This is a genomic window from Nocardioides sp. CF8 (genome assembly GCF_000389985.1).
GTDB classification, from domain to species: domain Bacteria; phylum Actinomycetota; class Actinomycetes; order Propionibacteriales; family Nocardioidaceae; genus Nocardioides; species Nocardioides allogilvus.
In genome coordinates, this window is the sequence record NZ_CM001852.1 from 3,703,448 (window position 1) to 3,720,145 (window position 16,698).

Consider the following 16,698-nt stretch of genomic DNA (forward strand, 5'->3'; position numbering starts at 1 on the left):
GAGAGCCTCCATCAGACCCGGGGCGATTCAGTGCTGCTCGACGCCGTAGCACAGGCAGCTTCTCTGGTTCAATACCGTGACACGGCGGTCAGCCACGCCTTCGTCACCGGTTACCAATGCGCCCTCGCGGCACGATTGGAGGAAAGGGGCTTCGCCTCCGATGTTGGCCTCATGAAGCTTGTCGACCGTCTTCCATCGCCCGACCTGCTCGTGTTCTTGCGAATCCCAACCGAGGTTGCGCTGTCCCGGATCCACCAGCGGACCAAGGGTGACGGCCTGCTGGCGACGGCCGATCCGCTGGCGGCGGTGACGTTGCGGCAGTGTGCCCTCCAACTGTCGAGCGAACGTTTCGGCGCGGTGGAGCTCGACGCAACGGCGCCCGCTGCGGTCCTCGTGGACCATGTCGTTGGTCTCATCGAACAACAGCCGTCGGAGGGCCGTCCGCCCGGGTGACGCCACCGGAATCGAGGCTTTCCGTGCCTGGGGGGCCTCCCGAGTATCCCCGTGCGCGGAGGCCGGCCTCGGGCGGAGGCCGCTCGTTCCTCAACACGAGGGACGAGCCTCAGTCCCCCGGGTCCAGATGCACGCGAGCACGGTGGTCCTCGGCGCGACCGTGCAGCGGACAGGGTTGCCGGGGATCGCGGGGCACAGGACCCATACGTCCGTCGCTCGGGCCCGGTAGAAGCGCCAAGGCGAGGGGTCGATAGCGTCGTCGGCGGTGACGGAGCTGCCGACGCGGGTGGTCGGGCCGGGGTAGACCTCAAGCGCGCGCCGGAGATCGGCGCCTCAGCGGCGTACAGCGCACGACCGTGGCACCGCGGGACGGTGCTGTCGAAGACGACGATGCTGAGCGCCGGGTTGTCGGCGAGATGCGTCGAGTGCAGGCTTCCGGTGCTGGACATCCGGTAGAAGTCCGTGAGCCCGTCGGCGGCGAAGTAGACGGGCGTGGTCCAGGGGCGGCCGTCGGCGCCGACGGTGCCGAGGGTCAGGTAGGCGTTGCCCTCAAGCAGCGATCGGGCGTGCTCGACGAGTGTCTGTTCCAGACCCCAGTCCTACCGGGGGATCGAGCCGTTGCCCAGGTGGGTCGCTCTACACGCGGTGGTCGCCGGCCAGTTGATCAGCGTCGTCGAGAAGCTCGCCGAGCGCGCTGATAGGCAGGGTCGGCGTTGCACCCGCGAAGGCCGTGAGCAGCGCCCGTGCGACCGCTCCCGGTTCGAGCGCGGGATTCTCCGCCGACAGCGAGCCGACCGACGCCGCGTCGAAGTCTTGGCCGAGGTGGCCGTAGACCTCGGTCAGAACCGGCCGGAGCTCCTCTTCGTCACCCACCACCACGAGGGACGCGAACAGCCACGCCTGGCGCAGGACGCGCTGCGCGGTGCCGATGAGCTTGGTCTCTCCGCGGGCATTGACGCTGTGTGCTCCGGGGCAGTACTCACCCGGCACCGCCCCGAGCCTTGCCTCCACGCCGAGGGTGCGCATCACGTCCACCAGCCGATGCCCGATCTCGACGAAGCGGGCGTCGTGCCCGCCGATCGGCTCCTCGTCGTGCCGCACGTGGTGCACGACGACGGTCTGCTCGGTGTAGGCCACGGCGCGACCGCCGGTGGCCCGGACCAACGGCTCGAAGCCCGCGGCAGTGGCCGCCCGGACCGCGGCACCGAAGCCCGGCGCCCGGGTCTCGCGTCGACCGAAGACGACGGAGCGACCCGACGGTCGATAGACGTGCAGCGCCTCGAACGAGTCCTCCCGCTCGGCTCGGCGCGCCAACAAGTGGCCGAGCGCGAGATTGGTCGCCTCGCCACCGGGTGCCGGATCGACGTAGACCTGCATGGTCGAGCATCCTTGCAGTGCTTCACCTCGCAGCCGCCCATCGGGAGATCTCTTGACTGACGCAGACGCATTCGCCGTACGCCGCGCAACGCCGGCCGACGCAGCGGCGCTCGGCAGGCTGCTGTGGGAGTTCAACACGGAGTTCGACTCGCCGACCGACAGCGCCGAGGTCCTGACCGAGCGGTTCGGCCGGATCCTCGGATACGACAACGTGGTCGCGCTTGTCGTCGGCGACGCCAAGGGGTTCGCGCTGATCACGCTGCGCCCGGCGATCTGGTTCGACGGCCCGGTCGCCCAGCTCGAGGAGCTCTACGTCGTGCCGTCCCTGCGCAACTGGGGCATCGGGACGCGGCTGATCGCCGAGGCCCGGCGGATCATCGGCGAGCTCGGCGCACCGGAGATGCACATCAACGTCGACGAGGTCGACGAGGACACCCGGCGGTTCTACGAGCGGCACGGGTTCGTAAACATCGAGGCCGGCGCGGACTACCGGATGCTCTGCTACATCGGCCAGACCGAGGTCTGACCGGGTCAGCCGGCAGCCAGCGGCTCCAGCATCACGTCCGGGTTGTCGCGGGCCGTCGCGCCGGCCCGCCACTGGTCGGTGAAGATCGCCAGGTAGGTGCCGTCGGAGCGCTGCAGCACCTCGACGCCACGGCCACCGCGCAGCGCGAGCGCGCCCTCGGCGTCGGTGCGGCGCGCGACCTTGTAGTCCAGCGAGGACAGCCGGATCGGCGAGTTGAACTCGTTGGACATCCGCTCCTGCACGACCTCGAACTGCATCGGTCCGACGGCCGCGAGCACCGGGCTCTGGTCGCCGCGCAGGTCGGAGCGCAGCACCTGGACCACGCCCTCCTGGTCGAGCTGCTCGATGCCGCGGCGGAACTGCTTGTAGCGCCCGATGTCGGCCGCGGTCGCGGTCATGAAGTGCTCGGGCGCGAAGGTCGGCACGGGCGGGAACTCGATCGGCTCGCCGGTGTAGACGGTGTCGCCGACGCGCAGCGCCTGGGCGTTGACGAAGCCGACGATGTCGCCGGGATAGGCGTGCTCGATCGAGGTGACCTCGCGGCCGAAGACGGCCTGGGCATACTTCGTCGCGAACGGCTTCCCGGTCGCCGCGTGGGTGACGACCATGCCGCGCTCGAAGTCGCCGGACACGATGCGCGCATAGGCCAGTCGGTCACGGTGCGCGGCGTTCATGCCCGACTGCACCTTGAAGACGAAGGCGCTGAAGTCGTCGTCCGTACGCCGCTGCGTGCCGTCGACGCCGGCGATGGTGCCGGGCGCCGGGGCGAGGTCGAGCAGCAGGTCGAGCAGCTGCGCGACGCCGAAGTTCTGCAACGCACTGGCGAACATGACCGGCGTCGTGACGCCGGCCAGGAAGCGCTCCTGGTCGTGGTCGGCGTCGTCGAGGGTGAGCAGCTCGTGCTCCTCCACCGCGGCCGCCCACACGTCGGCGTCCGTGGCCTCGACGTCGTCGGCCGACATCCGCAGCTCGGGGGCGCGGGTCGCGCCGCCGGCGGTGCGGGTGTACTTCACGAACTCGCCCGTACGGCGGTCGAGGACCCCACGGAAGTCACCGGCCTCACCGACGGGCCAGGTGAGAGGCGTCGGGCGCAGCTTGATCTGCTGCTCGATGAGGTCCATCAGCTCGAGGGCCGCGAGACCGGGACGGTCCCACTTGTTGATCACCGTGATGACGGGGATGCCGCGCAGCGCGCACACCTTGAAGAGCTTGAGCGTCTGCGGCTCGAGCCCCTTGCCCGCGTCGACGAGCATCACGGCGGAGTCGACGGCCGAGAGCACGCGGTAGGTGTCCTCGGAGAAGTCGGAGTGGCCGGGGGTGTCGACGAGGTTGATGACGTGGTCGCGGTAGACGAACTGGAGCGCGGCCGACGTGATCGAGATCCCGCGCGCCTTCTCCATGTCCATCCAGTCGGAGACGGTCGCGCGGCGACCACCCTTGCCGTGCACGGCACCGGCCTCGGTGATCACCCGCGCGTGCAGCGCCAGCGCTTCGGTGAGCGTGGACTTTCCGGCGTCAGGGTGGCTGATGACGGCGAAGGTACGGCGGGGGCGCTTGTCGGACACGTCCGGAAGTTACCCCGCCGCCAGCGACGCGCGGAATTTCGGAGCCACTGATCAGTGGCTGTGGCCCTCGTCGTGATGCCCGTCACCAGCGCCGGTGGGCGCCTGCTCGGTGGGTGCCTGGTCGGTGGGCGCCTGGTCCGCGGGCGCCTGGTCGGTCGAGGTCTCGGAGGTGCCGTGGTCGTGCTCGGCCGGCTCCATCGTGGAGGCGAGGGCGTCCATGCCGAACCAGGTCAGGGCCGCGACGACGAGCAGGCCGGCACCGAACGGGCTCACCAGGTCGCGCCAGCGGCCTTCCTGGTCCTTGGCCACGAACGCGGCGTACGACATGAGCAGGCCGATGGGCGTCATCGCTGCCGAGCGCCCCGGGAACTGCTCGAAGTGCTGGATGCCACCGCCCAGGAGACCGACGCCGAACGACAGGAGCAAGGAGAAGGCGACCAGCGAGATCGCGCGCGTGAGCGTCGGGCGCTCGGCGGCGAAGACGAACTCGTTGACCACGGTGCCGAGCAGGAACACGAGGGCGCCGACGGCGCAGATGACGGTGTAGACCGGCGGGTCGATCGGGTAGTGCACCACGGCTCCGGCGATGAGCGCGGCGCCCACGAAGTAGAGCATCGCGCCGACGTAGCGGGCGTGCACCGAGGGAGTGCCACCGGCCGTCGGGCCTGAGGGCGGCTCCGGCGTGGTGCTCTCGTGGGACGGGGCGGTGATCGTGGACATGCGGTTCCTTTCGGTGCCTGGGTGCCTGCTGACCCGGCGAGGGTCATGGTCGCGGGCGACGTCGGCTGGGCGGCGCGACGCTAGACGGGCGACGCCGCCATTTCCAATCGCCGGTCGCGACGTGGCAGGGACTGCTACTCGAGCCGACGGATCCGCCGCTAGGGTCGGCGTCATGAGTGCGACCGTGCAGCGCGTGCTCGGCGTGCTGGTGCTCCTCGTCGCCGGGATGCTGAGCCTGCCCCTCGCCGCGACCTTCCTCGACGACCCCGGCTCGGAGAACTGGATCATCGCGGTCCAGCTCGTCGTCATGGCTGCGGTCGGCGCCGGGGTCACCCTCGCCCTGCCCGCCCTGGCGCGGTCCGGCTCCGCGACCGGGCGACGCGCCCTGACCGGGGTGTGGTGGGGACTGCTCGCGGCGTTCGTCGGCGTGGTCGTGTACTGGCTCCTGATCAGCGGGCTGCGCGGCGCCTGAGCGGCTCACCCTCCGGCTGCGCGGGCGCAGCCGATGCACAGGCGTGCCGTCGGCCTGGCCTCGAGCCGCCCGGCACCGATCGCCTGCCCGCAGGTCTCGCAGGCGCCGTACGCTCCCTCGTCCCAGCGGGCCAGGGCCGCCTCGACCTCCGCGAGCTGCCCCTGTGCCTGCCGGACGAGCGCGCTCAGCTGTGACCGCTCGAAGGCGATCGTCGCGCCCTCCGGGTCGTGCTCGTCGTCGGCATTGGTGTCGCGCGAGGCCGCGACCACCCCGTCGAAGTCGTCGGTGAGGAGGGCCAGGCGGGCGCGGACGTGGGCCAGCTCCGCCTCCAGGAGCTGACGAACGTCCGGCGTGCTCGGGCCATTCATGTCAGCAGTCTGGCCGCTGTCGCGGCGGGTGACACGCAGCTCGACGAGAATCGCGTGCCCATCGCGCACAATGTCCGCGGGCTACTCCTGCCCGCAGCGAGGACCGGACGGGCGAGAGAGGTGCAGGTGCATGCGGGCAATCCTGTTCAGCAGCGGCTTGGCGGTGGTCTTCTCGCTGCTCGGGACCCGGTGGGCGATCCGGTGGTTCACGAAGCAGGGCTTCGGCCAGCCGATCAGGGACGACGGCCCGACCACGCACCACGTCAAGCGGGGCACGCCGACCATGGGCGGCCTGGTGATCCTGGTGAGCGCCACGGCGGCCTACCTCGTGTCCACGCTGGTCACCGGCGGGCTGCCGAGCGCGAGCGCGTGGCTGCTCCTGCTGCTGTTCCTCGGCTGCGGGGTCGTGGGGTTCCTCGACGACTTCATCAAGGTCTACACCCAGCACAACCAGGGGCTCTCCAGCCGCGCCAAGATGGCCGGACAGACGGCGGTCGCGCTCGCCTTCGGGGTCCTGGCCACCCAGTTCTTCGCCGATGAGCGAGGTGTCCGGCCCGCCTCGCACTACATCTCCACCACGCACGACTGGGGGATCAAGCTGCCCCTGGTCGTGGTCCTGCTGGTGATCTGGTTCATCGTGACCGGGACGTCCAACGGGGCCAACCTCGCGGACGGCGCCGACGGACTGCTCGCCGGCACCTCGGCGATGATCTTCGGCGCCTACACGATGGTGAACATCTGGCAGAACAACCAGCTGTGCGGCTCCGCCCGCCCCACCGTGGTGGAGTCCCAGTGCTACCAGGTGCGCGACCCACTCGACCTCGCGGTCTTCTCCGCGGCCATCGCGGCAGCCTGCATCGGGTTCCTGTGGTGGAACGCCAAGCCCGCCCAGATCATCATGGGCGACGTCGGCTCGCTCGCCATCGGAGGTGCGCTCGCAGGGCTGGCGATCATGTCGCGCACCGAGCTCCTGATGGTGGTCATCGCCGGGCTGTTCGTCATCGAGACCTTGTCGGTGCTGCTCCAGATGAGCTACTTCAAGCTCACCCGGCGCCTCACCGGCACCGGGCGGCGCATCTTTCGGATCGCCCCGATCCACCACCACTTCGAGCACCTGGGCTGGGACGAGGTGACGGTCGTGATCCGCTTCTGGATCGTCGCCGGCGTGTGCGTGGCGAGCGGGCTCGGGATCTTCTACGCCGCCTGGCTCGGCTGAGCGCGACCGGCACTCGCGCCCAGCCGTCGAGCCTGACCGGTCAGGACCCCGCGTCGACGTCGCCGCGCCAGGCACCGGACTCGTTGCCCCGGCTCTCGATGAGCTGCTTGAAGCTCTCGAGGTCCTTCTCGACCTGGCGGTCGTCCACGTTGATCGCCGAGGCGACCTTCTCGGCGGCGCCGGACGGCTGCCAGTCGATCTGGACCATCACGCGCGTGGTGGCCTCGTCGAGGCGGTGGAAGGTGACCACGCCGCCGTGCTGCACCTCGCCGCCCACGCTGCGCCACGCGACTCGTTCATCGGGGTGCTGCTCGGTGATCTCGGCATCGAACTCGCGCTCGACGCCGGCGATGTTGGTGACCCAGTGCGTGTGGGTGTCGTCGGACTGCGTGATCGACTCGACCCCACCCATGAACTCCGGGAAGGACTCGAACTGGGTCCACTGGTTGTAGGCGGTGCTGACGGGTACGTCGACATCGATCGACTTCTGGACCTGGCCCATGATGAGTGACCTCTTTCTCGTTGGCGAAGTGTGTGTCGTTGCACCTCGCCGTACCCACCGCGCGCCGACCCATACGGACCAACCAGGTGGACCTGGCCAGGGCAGAGCTGGTGGTCGGGGTGGCAGGCTGGGGGCGTGACCACGATCAAGATCAACGCCATCACCGTCCCCGCGGGCTCCGGCGACGAGCTGGCCCACCGCTTCGCGGCACGCGCCGGCGCGGTCGACGGGGCCGAAGGCTTCGAGGGGTTCGAGCTGCTCCGACCCACCGATGAGCGCGAGCAGTGGCTCGTCATCACCCGCTGGCGCGACGAGGCGTCGTTCCAGGCATGGGTGAGCTCGCCCGGCTTCGCAGAGGGACACCGCTCCGCGGCCGAGCGAGCCGGCGGCGACGCGCCCCGGCCGGTCTCGACCCACAGCGAGGTGTGGAGCTACGAGGTAGCAGGCGGTTCGGACCCGAATCCCGCCTGACCGGCTCGACCGGGCCCGGCCCGGGGTGGTTGGGCACCAGCGTGAGGTCCCCGCGGGCCGGAATCGCGAGCCCCCCGCCCAGGGGGCTGGGGGCAGTCGGATGTCTCAGTCGTCGAGGACCCGGACCCGGGCGCATGCGATGAGCGATCGCAGGTCGAGACCATAGGTCGGACCGGCAGCGTCTTCGTAGGCCGCCAAACGACCCGATGCGCGTTCGACGAGGCGAGACGCCCCGACCTTGTTGCCGCGCGCATGATGCGTCAACCCCACGCACAACTGTGCCAAGCCTTGCCACAGCTCGCGTTCCTCTTCCGGGCACGACTTCCACCGGACCTCCAGTGCCTCGTGTGCCGCGAAAGGACGTCCTTCGTCCAACAGACGGCGGGCGTACGCCAAGGTCTCCGCGGGCGCAAGAGGTTCCTCGGAGATCGGCTCGACGCCCTCCGCGCCATAGGGCAAGGGGCGCCCGAGAGCGTCGCGTGGTCGAGCCTGCTGGGCACGCCCGTGTTCGTTCCGATCCCGATCGCCGAGCACGTCAAGCCCGCTTCGCGACCGCATGAAGCACGACGGCGCGGAGGCTGCGGCCATGTGTGGCTGACAACGCTGTCTCCCGGTGGTGGCGCACGAAGGCCACCCGTGACTCCGTCAACATCGTTCTCCTCCGTGCTAGGGACGTCGAGTGCTCCATCGGCGCGCTTGACACCCCCGAGGCGCCGTCTGTCCTCACCATACGGACCCCACCGGGACTGCGTCGCGAGCCACCCGAGTAGCCAAGGCCTGTACGCACGACTGGCCGGACACGCACCTGGCCCCGGATCCGAGGACCCAGGGCCAGGTGGTGTGTGGTGACTCAGGGCTGGCGCGTCCCCTTGGGGCCGCCCTTGACCTTCGTCGTCGTGGCCACCGGTCCGAAGACCTGCAGCTCGGCGATGCGGACCATGTTCTCCGGCGGGTCGAGCACCGCCCGGTCCGGCGTCGACGCGGTGCTGTCGCAGTCGGGGTTGCTGAACACCGGGTCGTTGGACGGGTTGGTCTCGTTCTGGTACTCCGGGCCACCGGTGCACTGGTTGTCCCGCACCCGGATCCGGACGTGCGTGGCCCGGACGGCGGTGAGCCCGAAGCTGCGCAGGGTCAGGTCCGGCGCCGCCGGCCGCGGCCGGACGCCCGGGAAGGCGTCGGCGGAACTGCGGTAGACGATGTCGAACTCCGCCTCGTCCGTGGTGCAGGTGTTGCCCGCAACGGTGGCGTCGCAGACGAGGATGTCGAACGAGCGCAGGGCCGAGAAGCGGCTCTGGCTACCGGAGTCGGGGTCGCTGGCATCGGTGGGCCGGAGCGCGGCACTGACCTGCACGTCGGTGATGTCCACCGGCGTGCTGCCGAGTTCGACCGTGACCTGACGACCCTCGACCTGACGGCCCTCGCCCTTGCCCTGGCTGGCGGTCCCCTCGGCCGTCAGCGACGCCCAGTTGGTCTCCTCGGTGTCGTCGATCAGGCTGCCGAGGTTGATGCCGTCACCCGTCGCGGTCGCACCGTTCGCGGCCGAGGCGAGGTTGCGGCGCATGGGCACCGACAGGGTCACCGTCTCGCCCGGGGCGAACGTGCGGGTGAACCGCTGGGCGCCGTACCCCGGGGCCTGGGCGATGAACTCGTACGTGCCCGGCACGAACTGCACGGTGTCGGAGGTCGCGGTGCTCGGGTCGTTGTCGGCCGTCGGGCTGATGCGGGCCTCGTAGACGCCGGTGTAGACGGTCATCTTCTGAGCCACTCCGCTACCGGTGTCACCAGCCGCGAACGTCACGGTGGCCTCGTCGGTGGCCAGCGGCGAGGACCAGCCCGGCACGGGCTCGCGGTCGCTCGCGCTGGTCGAGGAGGCAGTCTCACCCATGCCGCGCTTGGCGAAGGCCCGCCAGAGCACGGCTTGGTTGGCACCGTCGAAGCGCAACCGGTCCGCGGCGAGCATCGCGTCGCGCGAGTCGAGCATGGTCGAGCCGGCCGGGTTCAGGAGCAGGCCGTCGAACATGATCTGCGCCCAGCGCCGGTTGCCCGGGCACTGGTCGGCGGGGAGCACGCCCTCGGCGCAGCGCAGCTGCAGCGCCTTGTCCGAGGACGGGAACTGCGCGTCGTACTTCGCATTGAGCGCTTCGGCAAGGTCGTAGTTCGTCGCGCTCCAGATCTCACTGTCGGCGTGCGCCGTGGTGGTGCCGTTGCCGTCGTACTCGAGGTCGGAGTAGTTCAGCGGGCTGACATTCATCCCGTAGTTGCGGATGCCGCGCTGCTTGTTGCCGCTGACGTACGGCGCGAGGGCGAACGGGTTGGCGCCCTCCCCAGTGCTGATCCCGTAGCCGCGGAAGTACTCGGCGAAGATCAGGTCCGACCACGACTCGGTCTGGCCCTGCGTGCTGCCGGTGCCGGTGTCGGGACCGGCCACCATCCGGTTGCTGATCGCGTGACCGTACTCGTGCGCGACCACCGCCATGTCGTAGGCACCGTCGGTGCAGGCGGCGTAGAACGCACCCGCGAGCGGCTGCCAGAGGTACTGGTTGGTGATCGGCGCGATGCCGTCCTGCAGGGTGATCTGGTTGGCGTTGTCCCGACCGTTGAAGGTGCGGCGGCCGGCCTGGGCGTTCCCGACCTCGGGGTCGTTCTCGCGGTGAGGGGCGGTGTTGCCGAAGTTGGGCACCTGCAGGTTGGAGTTGAGCTCGGTGAAGCCGAGGTAGTAGCTCCAGTCGTGCATGCGGTTGTGCATCGCGAACAGGTTGGCGGTCGCGGCGTCGTCGTCGTTGCCGCCGACCTGGTCGAAGGTCCGGGGATCACAGCTGGAGGTGAACCAGGTGTTCTTCCACGGGTAGTCGTAGCGACGGTCGGGCGAGTAGGGCCGCTGCACCACGGTGTCGGGCGTGAGGAAGCTGACCTCGGAGATCGAGGTCGTCGCGTTGTTGCCCATGGTGGTGAACGTCGCCAGGCTGGGCGCCAGGACGTCCCACGGGACGCGGGAGGCGATGTTCTGCTGCTCCTCCTGGCACGCAGAGCTGTCGGAGATCCAGCACCACAGCTGCCGGGTGTCGGCATCGGGAGCGTTGGAGTCGACGAAGTTCGGGTTGGCCGGGAAGACCCGCCACCGCGGCATCTGCACCTCGGCGCTCGCTGTCGGGCCGGCGCTGAACGACCCGGCGTACCCGATCGAGCCCGCGCCGGGCGTGAACTCGCAGATCTCGACGAAGTAGTCGCCCGCAGGCACGCCGCCGCCCGGGGCGTAGGTGAGAACTTCGGGGCTGGTCAGCAGGTCCTGGGACGCGACCGCCGCGTCCTGGCCGCTGCGATAGAGGTTGATCTTGACGTCGTCGTCGAGGCCGTTGGGCATCGTCGTGGCGACCGAGACGGTCAGCTGGCCCTGACCGGAGTCGACGGCGTAGGGGCCGTGCCGCTGGTCCGCGGGAGTGCAGCTGCCCGCGTCGTCGGTCGACCCGGAGAAGGTTGCCGCGGTGGGCGCAGCCGCCGCTGTCATCTTGAGGCCGTTGGCCAGGTGGTCCACGCGGTTGTCGCGCACCCACACCTTGCCCGTCTCGGCGTCGACGAAGCTGATGTACGCCGCGGGGTCGCCGTGCTCGTCGTCGCTGTGGTCGGCCTTGAGCAGCGTGGTCTCCCACACCCGGCGCACGCCGTCGGTCGGCGTCGGCAGCGCCATCAGACGCGCTCGCTGGACATCCCGCGAGGCGGAGCTGGAGAAGGTCGTCCACACCCCCTCGACCCCGGTCTCGGTCAGCGTGCCGAGCTCCATGCCGGCGTCGGCAGCGGCGGCCTTCAGGGCCGCGACCGCACCGAGCGACTGCGTGCCGCTGACCGCGTCATCGCCGGTGACGGAGGAGGACACCCAGGCGACCCGACCGTCGCGCTGGACGCCGACGGTCAGCAGACCCTCCCAGGCGGCGACGAGGTCGTCGAAGGTCTGCCGGAAGGTGACGACGTGCGCCACGTCGAGATTGCGGATCTCTTGGCCGTCGCGCTGGCGCGCGAGGTCGGGAGCGTCGAGCAGTGGCGCGTCGCCGACCACCTTGAGCGAGGCGACCCCGCTGGCGGAGAGCCGGAACAGGTCGCGGTTCTGATCCACGAAGGAGCGGGCGACGTCCACCGCCGCGCCGGCCTTCGGCCCCGACAGGTAGCCGGTGGTGCTCATCAGCACGTGCGGGGTGCCGAAGTGGTTCCAGCGAGCCGTGTCGGCGCCGAGTGTCTGCGCCGCAGCACGCTGGGAGGCAAGGGGGGCGATCTCCCCGGGGCGGGCGTCGAGGTTGGAGACCTTGTCCTCCTCCCCCTGGAAGGAGAACTTCGCGTTCTCCAGCTGTGGCTGGGCAACGGACTGGCCCGAGGCGGGCAGGCCGCTCGCCAGCAAGGCCAGGCCGATCGCGGATGCACCGAGGAGGGTTGCCCTCCGGCGCCGTGACTTCGCAGGGACGTGGTGCACGTGTGATCTCCTCCGCGCCGGCCGCAACAGCTGGCGCTGATGGGCGACCCGGTGGGGCCGCGGGGGTAGTTGTCGACGTACGTGACGCGACCCGTGGCATCGGTGTCTCCTCCGCAACGAGTGCGTCAGGCCCTCAACGAGCCAGTGTGAGCCAGGTCACGCCGATGTTCTCGACCACTCCGCCGAGCGAGGCGCACTGTCACCGGACAGGCGTCTGGACGTCTCTCGCCACTCGCGCAGCCCTGTCTCGGTCTTGTAGCTCGGAACTCAGCCGCGGTAGCTCCGCATCGCATCCACCACTGCCGCGCGCACGAGTTGGTGGGCCGGAGCAGGCAGCTCGTCGAGACCGAACCACCCGATGTCGTCGTGTTCCTCTGGAGCGACGTTCTCCGGCGTTCCCTGCCAGTCGCGCACCAGCCAGGCGCTCAGGAGCGCCGGCTCTTCCGCAGGCCCTGCAGTCACGCGACACAGATGGGATGTCGAGTCGGTCGCGATCCGTACGCCGAGCTCCTCGTGCAGCTCTCGTGTCAGCGCGCCAAGCTCTGACTCGTCAGCCTCGATGACCCCACCGGGCAGGTCCCAGACGTCCGGGTAGGCACGCTTGTCCGGCCTCCGGTGCACGAGAAGCACCCGGCCTTCACGGATCAGCGCTCCAACGACGACCTTGTGCATCCGTCTAGCGAAGCACGGGCCCCCGACAACGGGCGTGGGCCCCTGCCGGGGTGCGTGCTCCACTCGGCAGTGCCCAGCCCGTCAGTGCGCCATGTCCACGAAGCGCGAGTAGTGCCCCTGGAAGGCGACGGTGATGTCGCGGGTCGGGCCGTTGCGGTGCTTGGCCACGATCAGGTCGGCCTCGCCGGGGCGGGTCGACTCCTTCTCGTAGACGTCCTCGCGGTGCAGCAGGATCACCATGTCGGCGTCCTGCTCGAGCGAACCGGACTCGCGAAGGTCGCTCATCATCGGCTTCTTGTCGGAGCGCTGCTCCGGGCCACGGTTGAGCTGGGAGAGCGCGATGATCGGCAGCTCGAGCTCCTTGGCCAGCAGCTTGATCTGCCGGGAGAACTCCGAGACCTCGAGCTGGCGCGACTCGACCTTCTTGCCCGAGCTCATCAGCTGCATGTAGTCGATGACGATCAGCTTGAGGTCGTGGCGCTGCTTGAGCCGGCGGGCCTTGGCGCGGATCTCCATCATCGTCATGTTGGGCGAGTCGTCGATGAACATCGGCGCCCCGGAGACCTGGCCCATCTTGCGGGCGAGGTGGTCCCAGTCCTGGTCGGTCATCTGCCCGTTGCGGATGTGGTTGAGCGGCACCTTTGCCTCGGCGGAGAGCAGCCGCATCATGATCTCGGTGCGCGTCATCTCGAGGCTGAAGAAGACGCTGGTCAGGTTGTTGTGGATCGACGCGGCCCGGCAGAAGTCGAGGGCCAGGGTCGACTTTCCCATGGCAGGACGCGCCGCGACGATGATCATCTGACCCGAGTGCAGACCGTTGGTCAGCTCGTCGAGGTCGGCGAAGCCCGTGGGCACGCCGTAGAGCCCGGCCTCCCGGTTGCCGATCGCCTCGATCTCGTCGAGCGTCGGGTTCATGATGTCGCTCAGCGGCGCGTAGTCCTCGGTCGCGCGGCGGTCGGTGATCTTGTAGACCTCCGCCTGCGCCTGGTCGACGACGTCGTCGACCTGGCCCTCACCGGCGTAGCCGATCTGCACGATCTTGGTGCCGGCGTCGACGAGCCGGCGCAGGATCGCCTTCTCGCGGACGATCTCGGCGTAGTAGCCCGCATTGGCGGCGATCGGCACGTTGGCCGAGAGCGTGTGGAGGTATGGCGCTCCGCCGACCCGCTCCAGCTCGCCCTTGCGGCTCAGCTCGGCCGCGACGGTGACCGGGTCAGCAGGCTCGCCTCGGCTGTAGAGGTCGATGATCGCGTCGTGGATGACCTCGTGGGCGGGGCGGTAGAAGTCGGGGCCGCGCAGCGTCTCGGTGACGTTGGCGATCTCGTCCTTGGAGATGAGCATCGCGCCCAGCACGCTCTGCTCGGCCGCGTTGTCCTGCGGGGGCGTGCGGTCGCCCGGGCGGCGCGGTGCCTGGCCGGGCTCGAAGGCCGCGGGACCGTCGCCCCACTCGAAGTCGGCGTCGCTGCGACCCTGCTCGGTGATGCTCACCGTTGTCCCCTCACTGGCGATCGCCCACCTGGCGACCACCCATCGACACTCGCACCACGACCCCGAAACCGACCGTAGACAGCGCCACCGACATCGTCGGAGACCCCGATCGGCGCCGGCGAGCACCCTGCGCGTTCGCGCGACCGTACGTCCTCGCCGAGGCCGTGTGCCAGTCGTCGGAACGGAGTTATCCACAGGCCTTGTTGATAACTGGGGAGAGCAGGTGGACGACACGCCACCCGATGTGCAACGACTGGGGACCCAGCTGTGGACAGACGGGAGCGCTCGCCAGCGATTATCGCTCTGACCTGCACAAACGGCGTCGTGGGCCTGTGGAGGAAAATTGGGGTCGAAAGAGTTTGCCCAGCTTCTCGGCATGTGGGAGCTGCCGGTCGGTTTGTCGACATGGCGCCGGATTGTCATGTCTTCGACGAGTTGTGCACCGTTATGCACAGGTAGTCCGAAAGGACTATCGACATCATCGGATCGCCCTGTTCGTCATGACCAGAGTGGGCGCCTGACCGTTACACTCGGCTCGTGACGTCCACCGATCGCGAGATCCTGCGCCTGGCCGTGCCGGCGTTCCTCGCCCTCGTCGCCGAGCCGCTCTTCCTGCTCTCCGACGCCGCGATCATCGGTCACCTCGGCACCACCGAGCTCGCGGGACTCGGGATCGCCGGCGCCGTGCTCCAGACGCTGGTCGGCCTGTGCGTCTTCCTCGCCTACGGCACGACGGCGAGCGTGGCGCGACACCTGGGCGCCGGCGACACCCGGGGTGCGCTCACCCAAGGCATCGACGGCTGCTGGCTCGCGGTGCTGATCGGCACGCTCGTCACCGTCGTCGGCGCCGTCCTCGCGCGGCCGCTCGTCGAGCTCTTCGGTGCCGGGGCGGCCGTCAGCGACCAGGCGACGGCCTACCTCCAGGTCGCGATCTTCGGGGTGACGCCACTGCTGCTGATGCTCGCCACGACCGGCGTGCTCCGCGGCCTGCAGGACACCCGGACCCCCCTGTGGGTCGCCGTCGGCGGCAACATCGCCAACATCGTCCTCAACGTGGTCTTCGTCTACGGCCTCGACCTCGGCATCGCCGGGTCCGCCCTCGGGTCCGTGCTCGCGCAGCTCGCCAGCGCTGGCGTCCTCGTCACGGTCGTCGTGCGCGCAGCACGACGCGAGGGAGCGCCGCTCACCCCCGACCGCAGCGGCATCGTCACCGCCGCGCGCACCGGCGTACCCCTCGTCCTGCGCACCCTCACGCTGCGAGCCTGCCTGCTCGTCGGCACCTATGCCGTCACCCTCGCCGGGCGCGACACCGCGCTCGACCTCGCGACCCACCAGATCGCCATCACGCTGTGGACCTTCCTCGCCTTCGCCCTCGACGCGCTCGCGATCGCTGCCCAGGCCATCACCGGACGTGCCCTGGGCGCGGGTGACGTCGACGGCACCCGCGCCCTGACCCGGCGGATGGTGCAGTGGGGCTGGGGGGCAGGCATCGTGAGCGGTCTGCTGCTCGCCGCCAGCGCCCCGTTCCTCGGACCGCTCTTCTCCCCGGACACCGGCGTCCACCACCTGCTCGTCCCGGTGCTGCTCGTCGCGGCCCTCGGCCAGCCGATCGCCGGTGTGGTCTTCGTCCTCGACGGCGTGCTGATCGGCGCGGGCGACGGCGCCTATCTCGCGTGGGCCGGCCTCGGCGTGCTCGCCCTCTACGCTCCCGCCGCCGTCCTCGCGGCCCTCGGCCCCGGCGGACTGGTCCCGGTCTGGCTCGCGATGGTCGTCGTCTTCATGGGCGCGCGCTTCGTCCTGCTCACCCGACGCGCACGCACTGACACGTGGCTGGTCACGGGGTCGCTAGCCTCACGCCCATGAAACCGCTCCAGTCCGTCGCGATGGGACTGGTGATCGTGGTGCTGGTCGCCCGGTTCGGCGGCTACGACGCGCTCGCCGATCCGGTGGGCTGGCTGCTCGTGCTCTGGGGCGTACGGCGCCTGCCTGACCCCACCACCCTGCTGGTGCTCGCCGCGGCGGCCCTGGTGGTCGCGTGCGCCGTCTGGTTCCCCGCGACCCAGCAGCTGCTCGACGACGGCGACCCGTCGTTGCGGTGGGCGGTCAACCTCCCGCAGGTCCTCTTCGCACTGGTCCTGTGCCGGCACCTCGCCGGCATCGCCGGTGCCGCCGGCGACCAGCGCGCCCGGGCCTGGCTGCGCACGGCCGTCGTCCTCAACGCGGTGCTGGCCGTCGCGCCCGTGCTCGTCTTCGCCTCCTCGGCCGACGAGCTGATCGCCTCGGTCTATGCAGCGGCGGCCGGCGTCGCGCTGCTCCTCATCGTCTTGCTGTTCGCCTACGCAAGCCGGCCGTGGGCACCGGGCTCGTAACCTAGGCAACGACCGGCGGCTGCTCGGAAGGCCCCCACAC

At 70.0% G+C, this 16,698-nt stretch carries 16 protein-coding genes and 1 pseudogene; 7 read left to right on the forward strand and 10 right to left on the reverse strand.

The window, feature by feature from the left end; all coding sequences use genetic code 11:
• Positions 1-453: hypothetical protein (locus CF8_RS23305; protein ID WP_036491392.1), on the forward strand; the 453-nt coding region annotated here is incomplete at its 5' end.
• 392 nt (positions 454-845) lie between these two features.
• Here CF8_RS23305 and CF8_RS23700 read toward each other — a convergent pair.
• Positions 846-1,043, reverse strand: a pseudogene (locus CF8_RS23700) (pyridoxamine 5'-phosphate oxidase family protein); the annotation flags it as partial.
• Between the two features lie 46 nt (positions 1,044-1,089).
• Complete coding sequence (locus CF8_RS18050; protein WP_010834540.1) at positions 1,090-1,830, reverse strand: lipoate--protein ligase family protein; 741 nt, start codon at positions 1,828-1,830, stop codon at positions 1,090-1,092.
• Positions 1,831-1,882: 52 nt separating this feature from the next.
• On the opposite strand from CF8_RS18050, the gene CF8_RS18055 reads away from it, so the two are divergent.
• Complete coding sequence (locus tag CF8_RS18055; RefSeq protein ID WP_010834541.1) at positions 1,883-2,356, forward strand: GNAT family N-acetyltransferase; 474 nt, start codon at positions 1,883-1,885, stop codon at positions 2,354-2,356.
• Between the two features lie 5 nt (positions 2,357-2,361).
• Here the strand turns inward: CF8_RS18055 and CF8_RS18060 are convergent, their stop codons facing one another.
• Together CF8_RS18060 and CF8_RS18065 are read right to left on the reverse strand one after the other, a co-directional pair.
• Positions 2,362-3,921 (reverse strand): peptide chain release factor 3, encoded by a 1,560-nt coding sequence (locus tag CF8_RS18060; protein ID WP_010834542.1) that lies wholly within the window; start codon positions 3,919-3,921, stop codon positions 2,362-2,364.
• 51 nt (positions 3,922-3,972) lie between these two features.
• A complete protein-coding gene (locus tag CF8_RS18065) occupies positions 3,973-4,641 on the reverse strand; it encodes a hypothetical protein (protein WP_010834543.1) in 669 nt (222 codons plus the stop codon).
• Between the two features lie 172 nt (positions 4,642-4,813).
• Here CF8_RS18065 and CF8_RS18070 point away from each other — a divergent pair, with 172 nt between their 5' ends.
• On the forward strand, positions 4,814-5,113 hold the full coding sequence (locus tag CF8_RS18070) for a hypothetical protein (protein ID WP_010834544.1): 300 nt from the start codon (positions 4,814-4,816) through the stop codon (positions 5,111-5,113).
• Between the two features lie 5 nt (positions 5,114-5,118).
• Here the strand turns inward: CF8_RS18070 and CF8_RS18075 are convergent, their stop codons facing one another.
• On the reverse strand, positions 5,119-5,481 hold the full coding sequence (locus tag CF8_RS18075) for a TraR/DksA family transcriptional regulator (RefSeq protein WP_036493581.1): 363 nt from the start codon (positions 5,479-5,481) through the stop codon (positions 5,119-5,121).
• A gap of 130 nt (positions 5,482-5,611) precedes the next feature.
• Between CF8_RS18075 and mraY the strand changes: the two genes are divergently transcribed.
• Positions 5,612-6,697, forward strand: a complete 1,086-nt coding sequence (gene mraY, locus CF8_RS18080) for a phospho-N-acetylmuramoyl-pentapeptide-transferase (protein ID WP_010834546.1) — start codon at positions 5,612-5,614, stop codon at positions 6,695-6,697.
• A gap of 40 nt (positions 6,698-6,737) precedes the next feature.
• Here the strand turns inward: mraY and CF8_RS18085 are convergent, their stop codons facing one another.
• Entirely contained in the window at positions 6,738-7,199 is a 462-nt protein-coding gene (locus CF8_RS18085) for an SRPBCC family protein (protein WP_010834547.1), read from the reverse strand.
• Positions 7,200-7,334: 135 nt separating this feature from the next.
• On the opposite strand from CF8_RS18085, the gene CF8_RS18090 reads away from it, so the two are divergent.
• On the forward strand, positions 7,335-7,670 hold the full coding sequence (locus tag CF8_RS18090) for an antibiotic biosynthesis monooxygenase family protein (RefSeq protein ID WP_010834548.1): 336 nt from the start codon (positions 7,335-7,337) through the stop codon (positions 7,668-7,670).
• A 105-nt stretch (positions 7,671-7,775) separates the two neighbouring features.
• Here the strand turns inward: CF8_RS18090 and CF8_RS21640 are convergent, their stop codons facing one another.
• The 4 genes from CF8_RS21640 to dnaB all read right to left on the reverse strand — a co-directional run bounded on the left by CF8_RS21640 (position 7,776) and on the right by dnaB (position 14,289).
• Positions 7,776-8,258 carry a DUF309 domain-containing protein gene (locus CF8_RS21640; RefSeq protein ID WP_232211529.1) on the reverse strand — a complete coding sequence of 161 codons (483 nt, stop codon included), beginning with the start codon at positions 8,256-8,258 and terminating at the stop codon, positions 7,776-7,778.
• Between the two features lie 262 nt (positions 8,259-8,520).
• The gene (locus CF8_RS21205) at positions 8,521-12,129 is read right to left on the reverse strand and encodes a M36 family metallopeptidase (protein ID WP_051204263.1); all 3,609 of its coding nucleotides are present in this window, start codon (positions 12,127-12,129) and stop codon (positions 8,521-8,523) included.
• Between the two features lie 267 nt (positions 12,130-12,396).
• The gene (locus tag CF8_RS18100; RefSeq protein ID WP_010834551.1) at positions 12,397-12,801 is read right to left on the reverse strand and encodes an NUDIX domain-containing protein; all 405 of its coding nucleotides are present in this window, start codon (positions 12,799-12,801) and stop codon (positions 12,397-12,399) included.
• Positions 12,802-12,882: 81 nt separating this feature from the next.
• Positions 12,883-14,289: a replicative DNA helicase gene (gene dnaB, locus CF8_RS18105; protein ID WP_198016880.1), complete on the reverse strand. Its 1,407-nt coding sequence runs from the start codon at positions 14,287-14,289 to the stop codon at positions 12,883-12,885.
• Positions 14,290-14,826: 537 nt separating this feature from the next.
• Between dnaB and CF8_RS18110 the strand changes: the two genes are divergently transcribed.
• Both CF8_RS18110 and CF8_RS18115 read left to right on the forward strand, forming a co-directional pair.
• A complete protein-coding gene (locus tag CF8_RS18110; protein WP_010834553.1) occupies positions 14,827-16,152 on the forward strand; it encodes an MATE family efflux transporter in 1,326 nt (441 codons plus the stop codon).
• Positions 16,149-16,658 (forward strand): hypothetical protein, encoded by a 510-nt coding sequence (locus CF8_RS18115; protein WP_036491398.1) that lies wholly within the window; start codon positions 16,149-16,151, stop codon positions 16,656-16,658. Before CF8_RS18110 ends, CF8_RS18115 begins: the two co-directional genes overlap by 4 nt.
• The last annotated feature ends 40 nt before the right edge of the window (positions 16,659-16,698 follow it).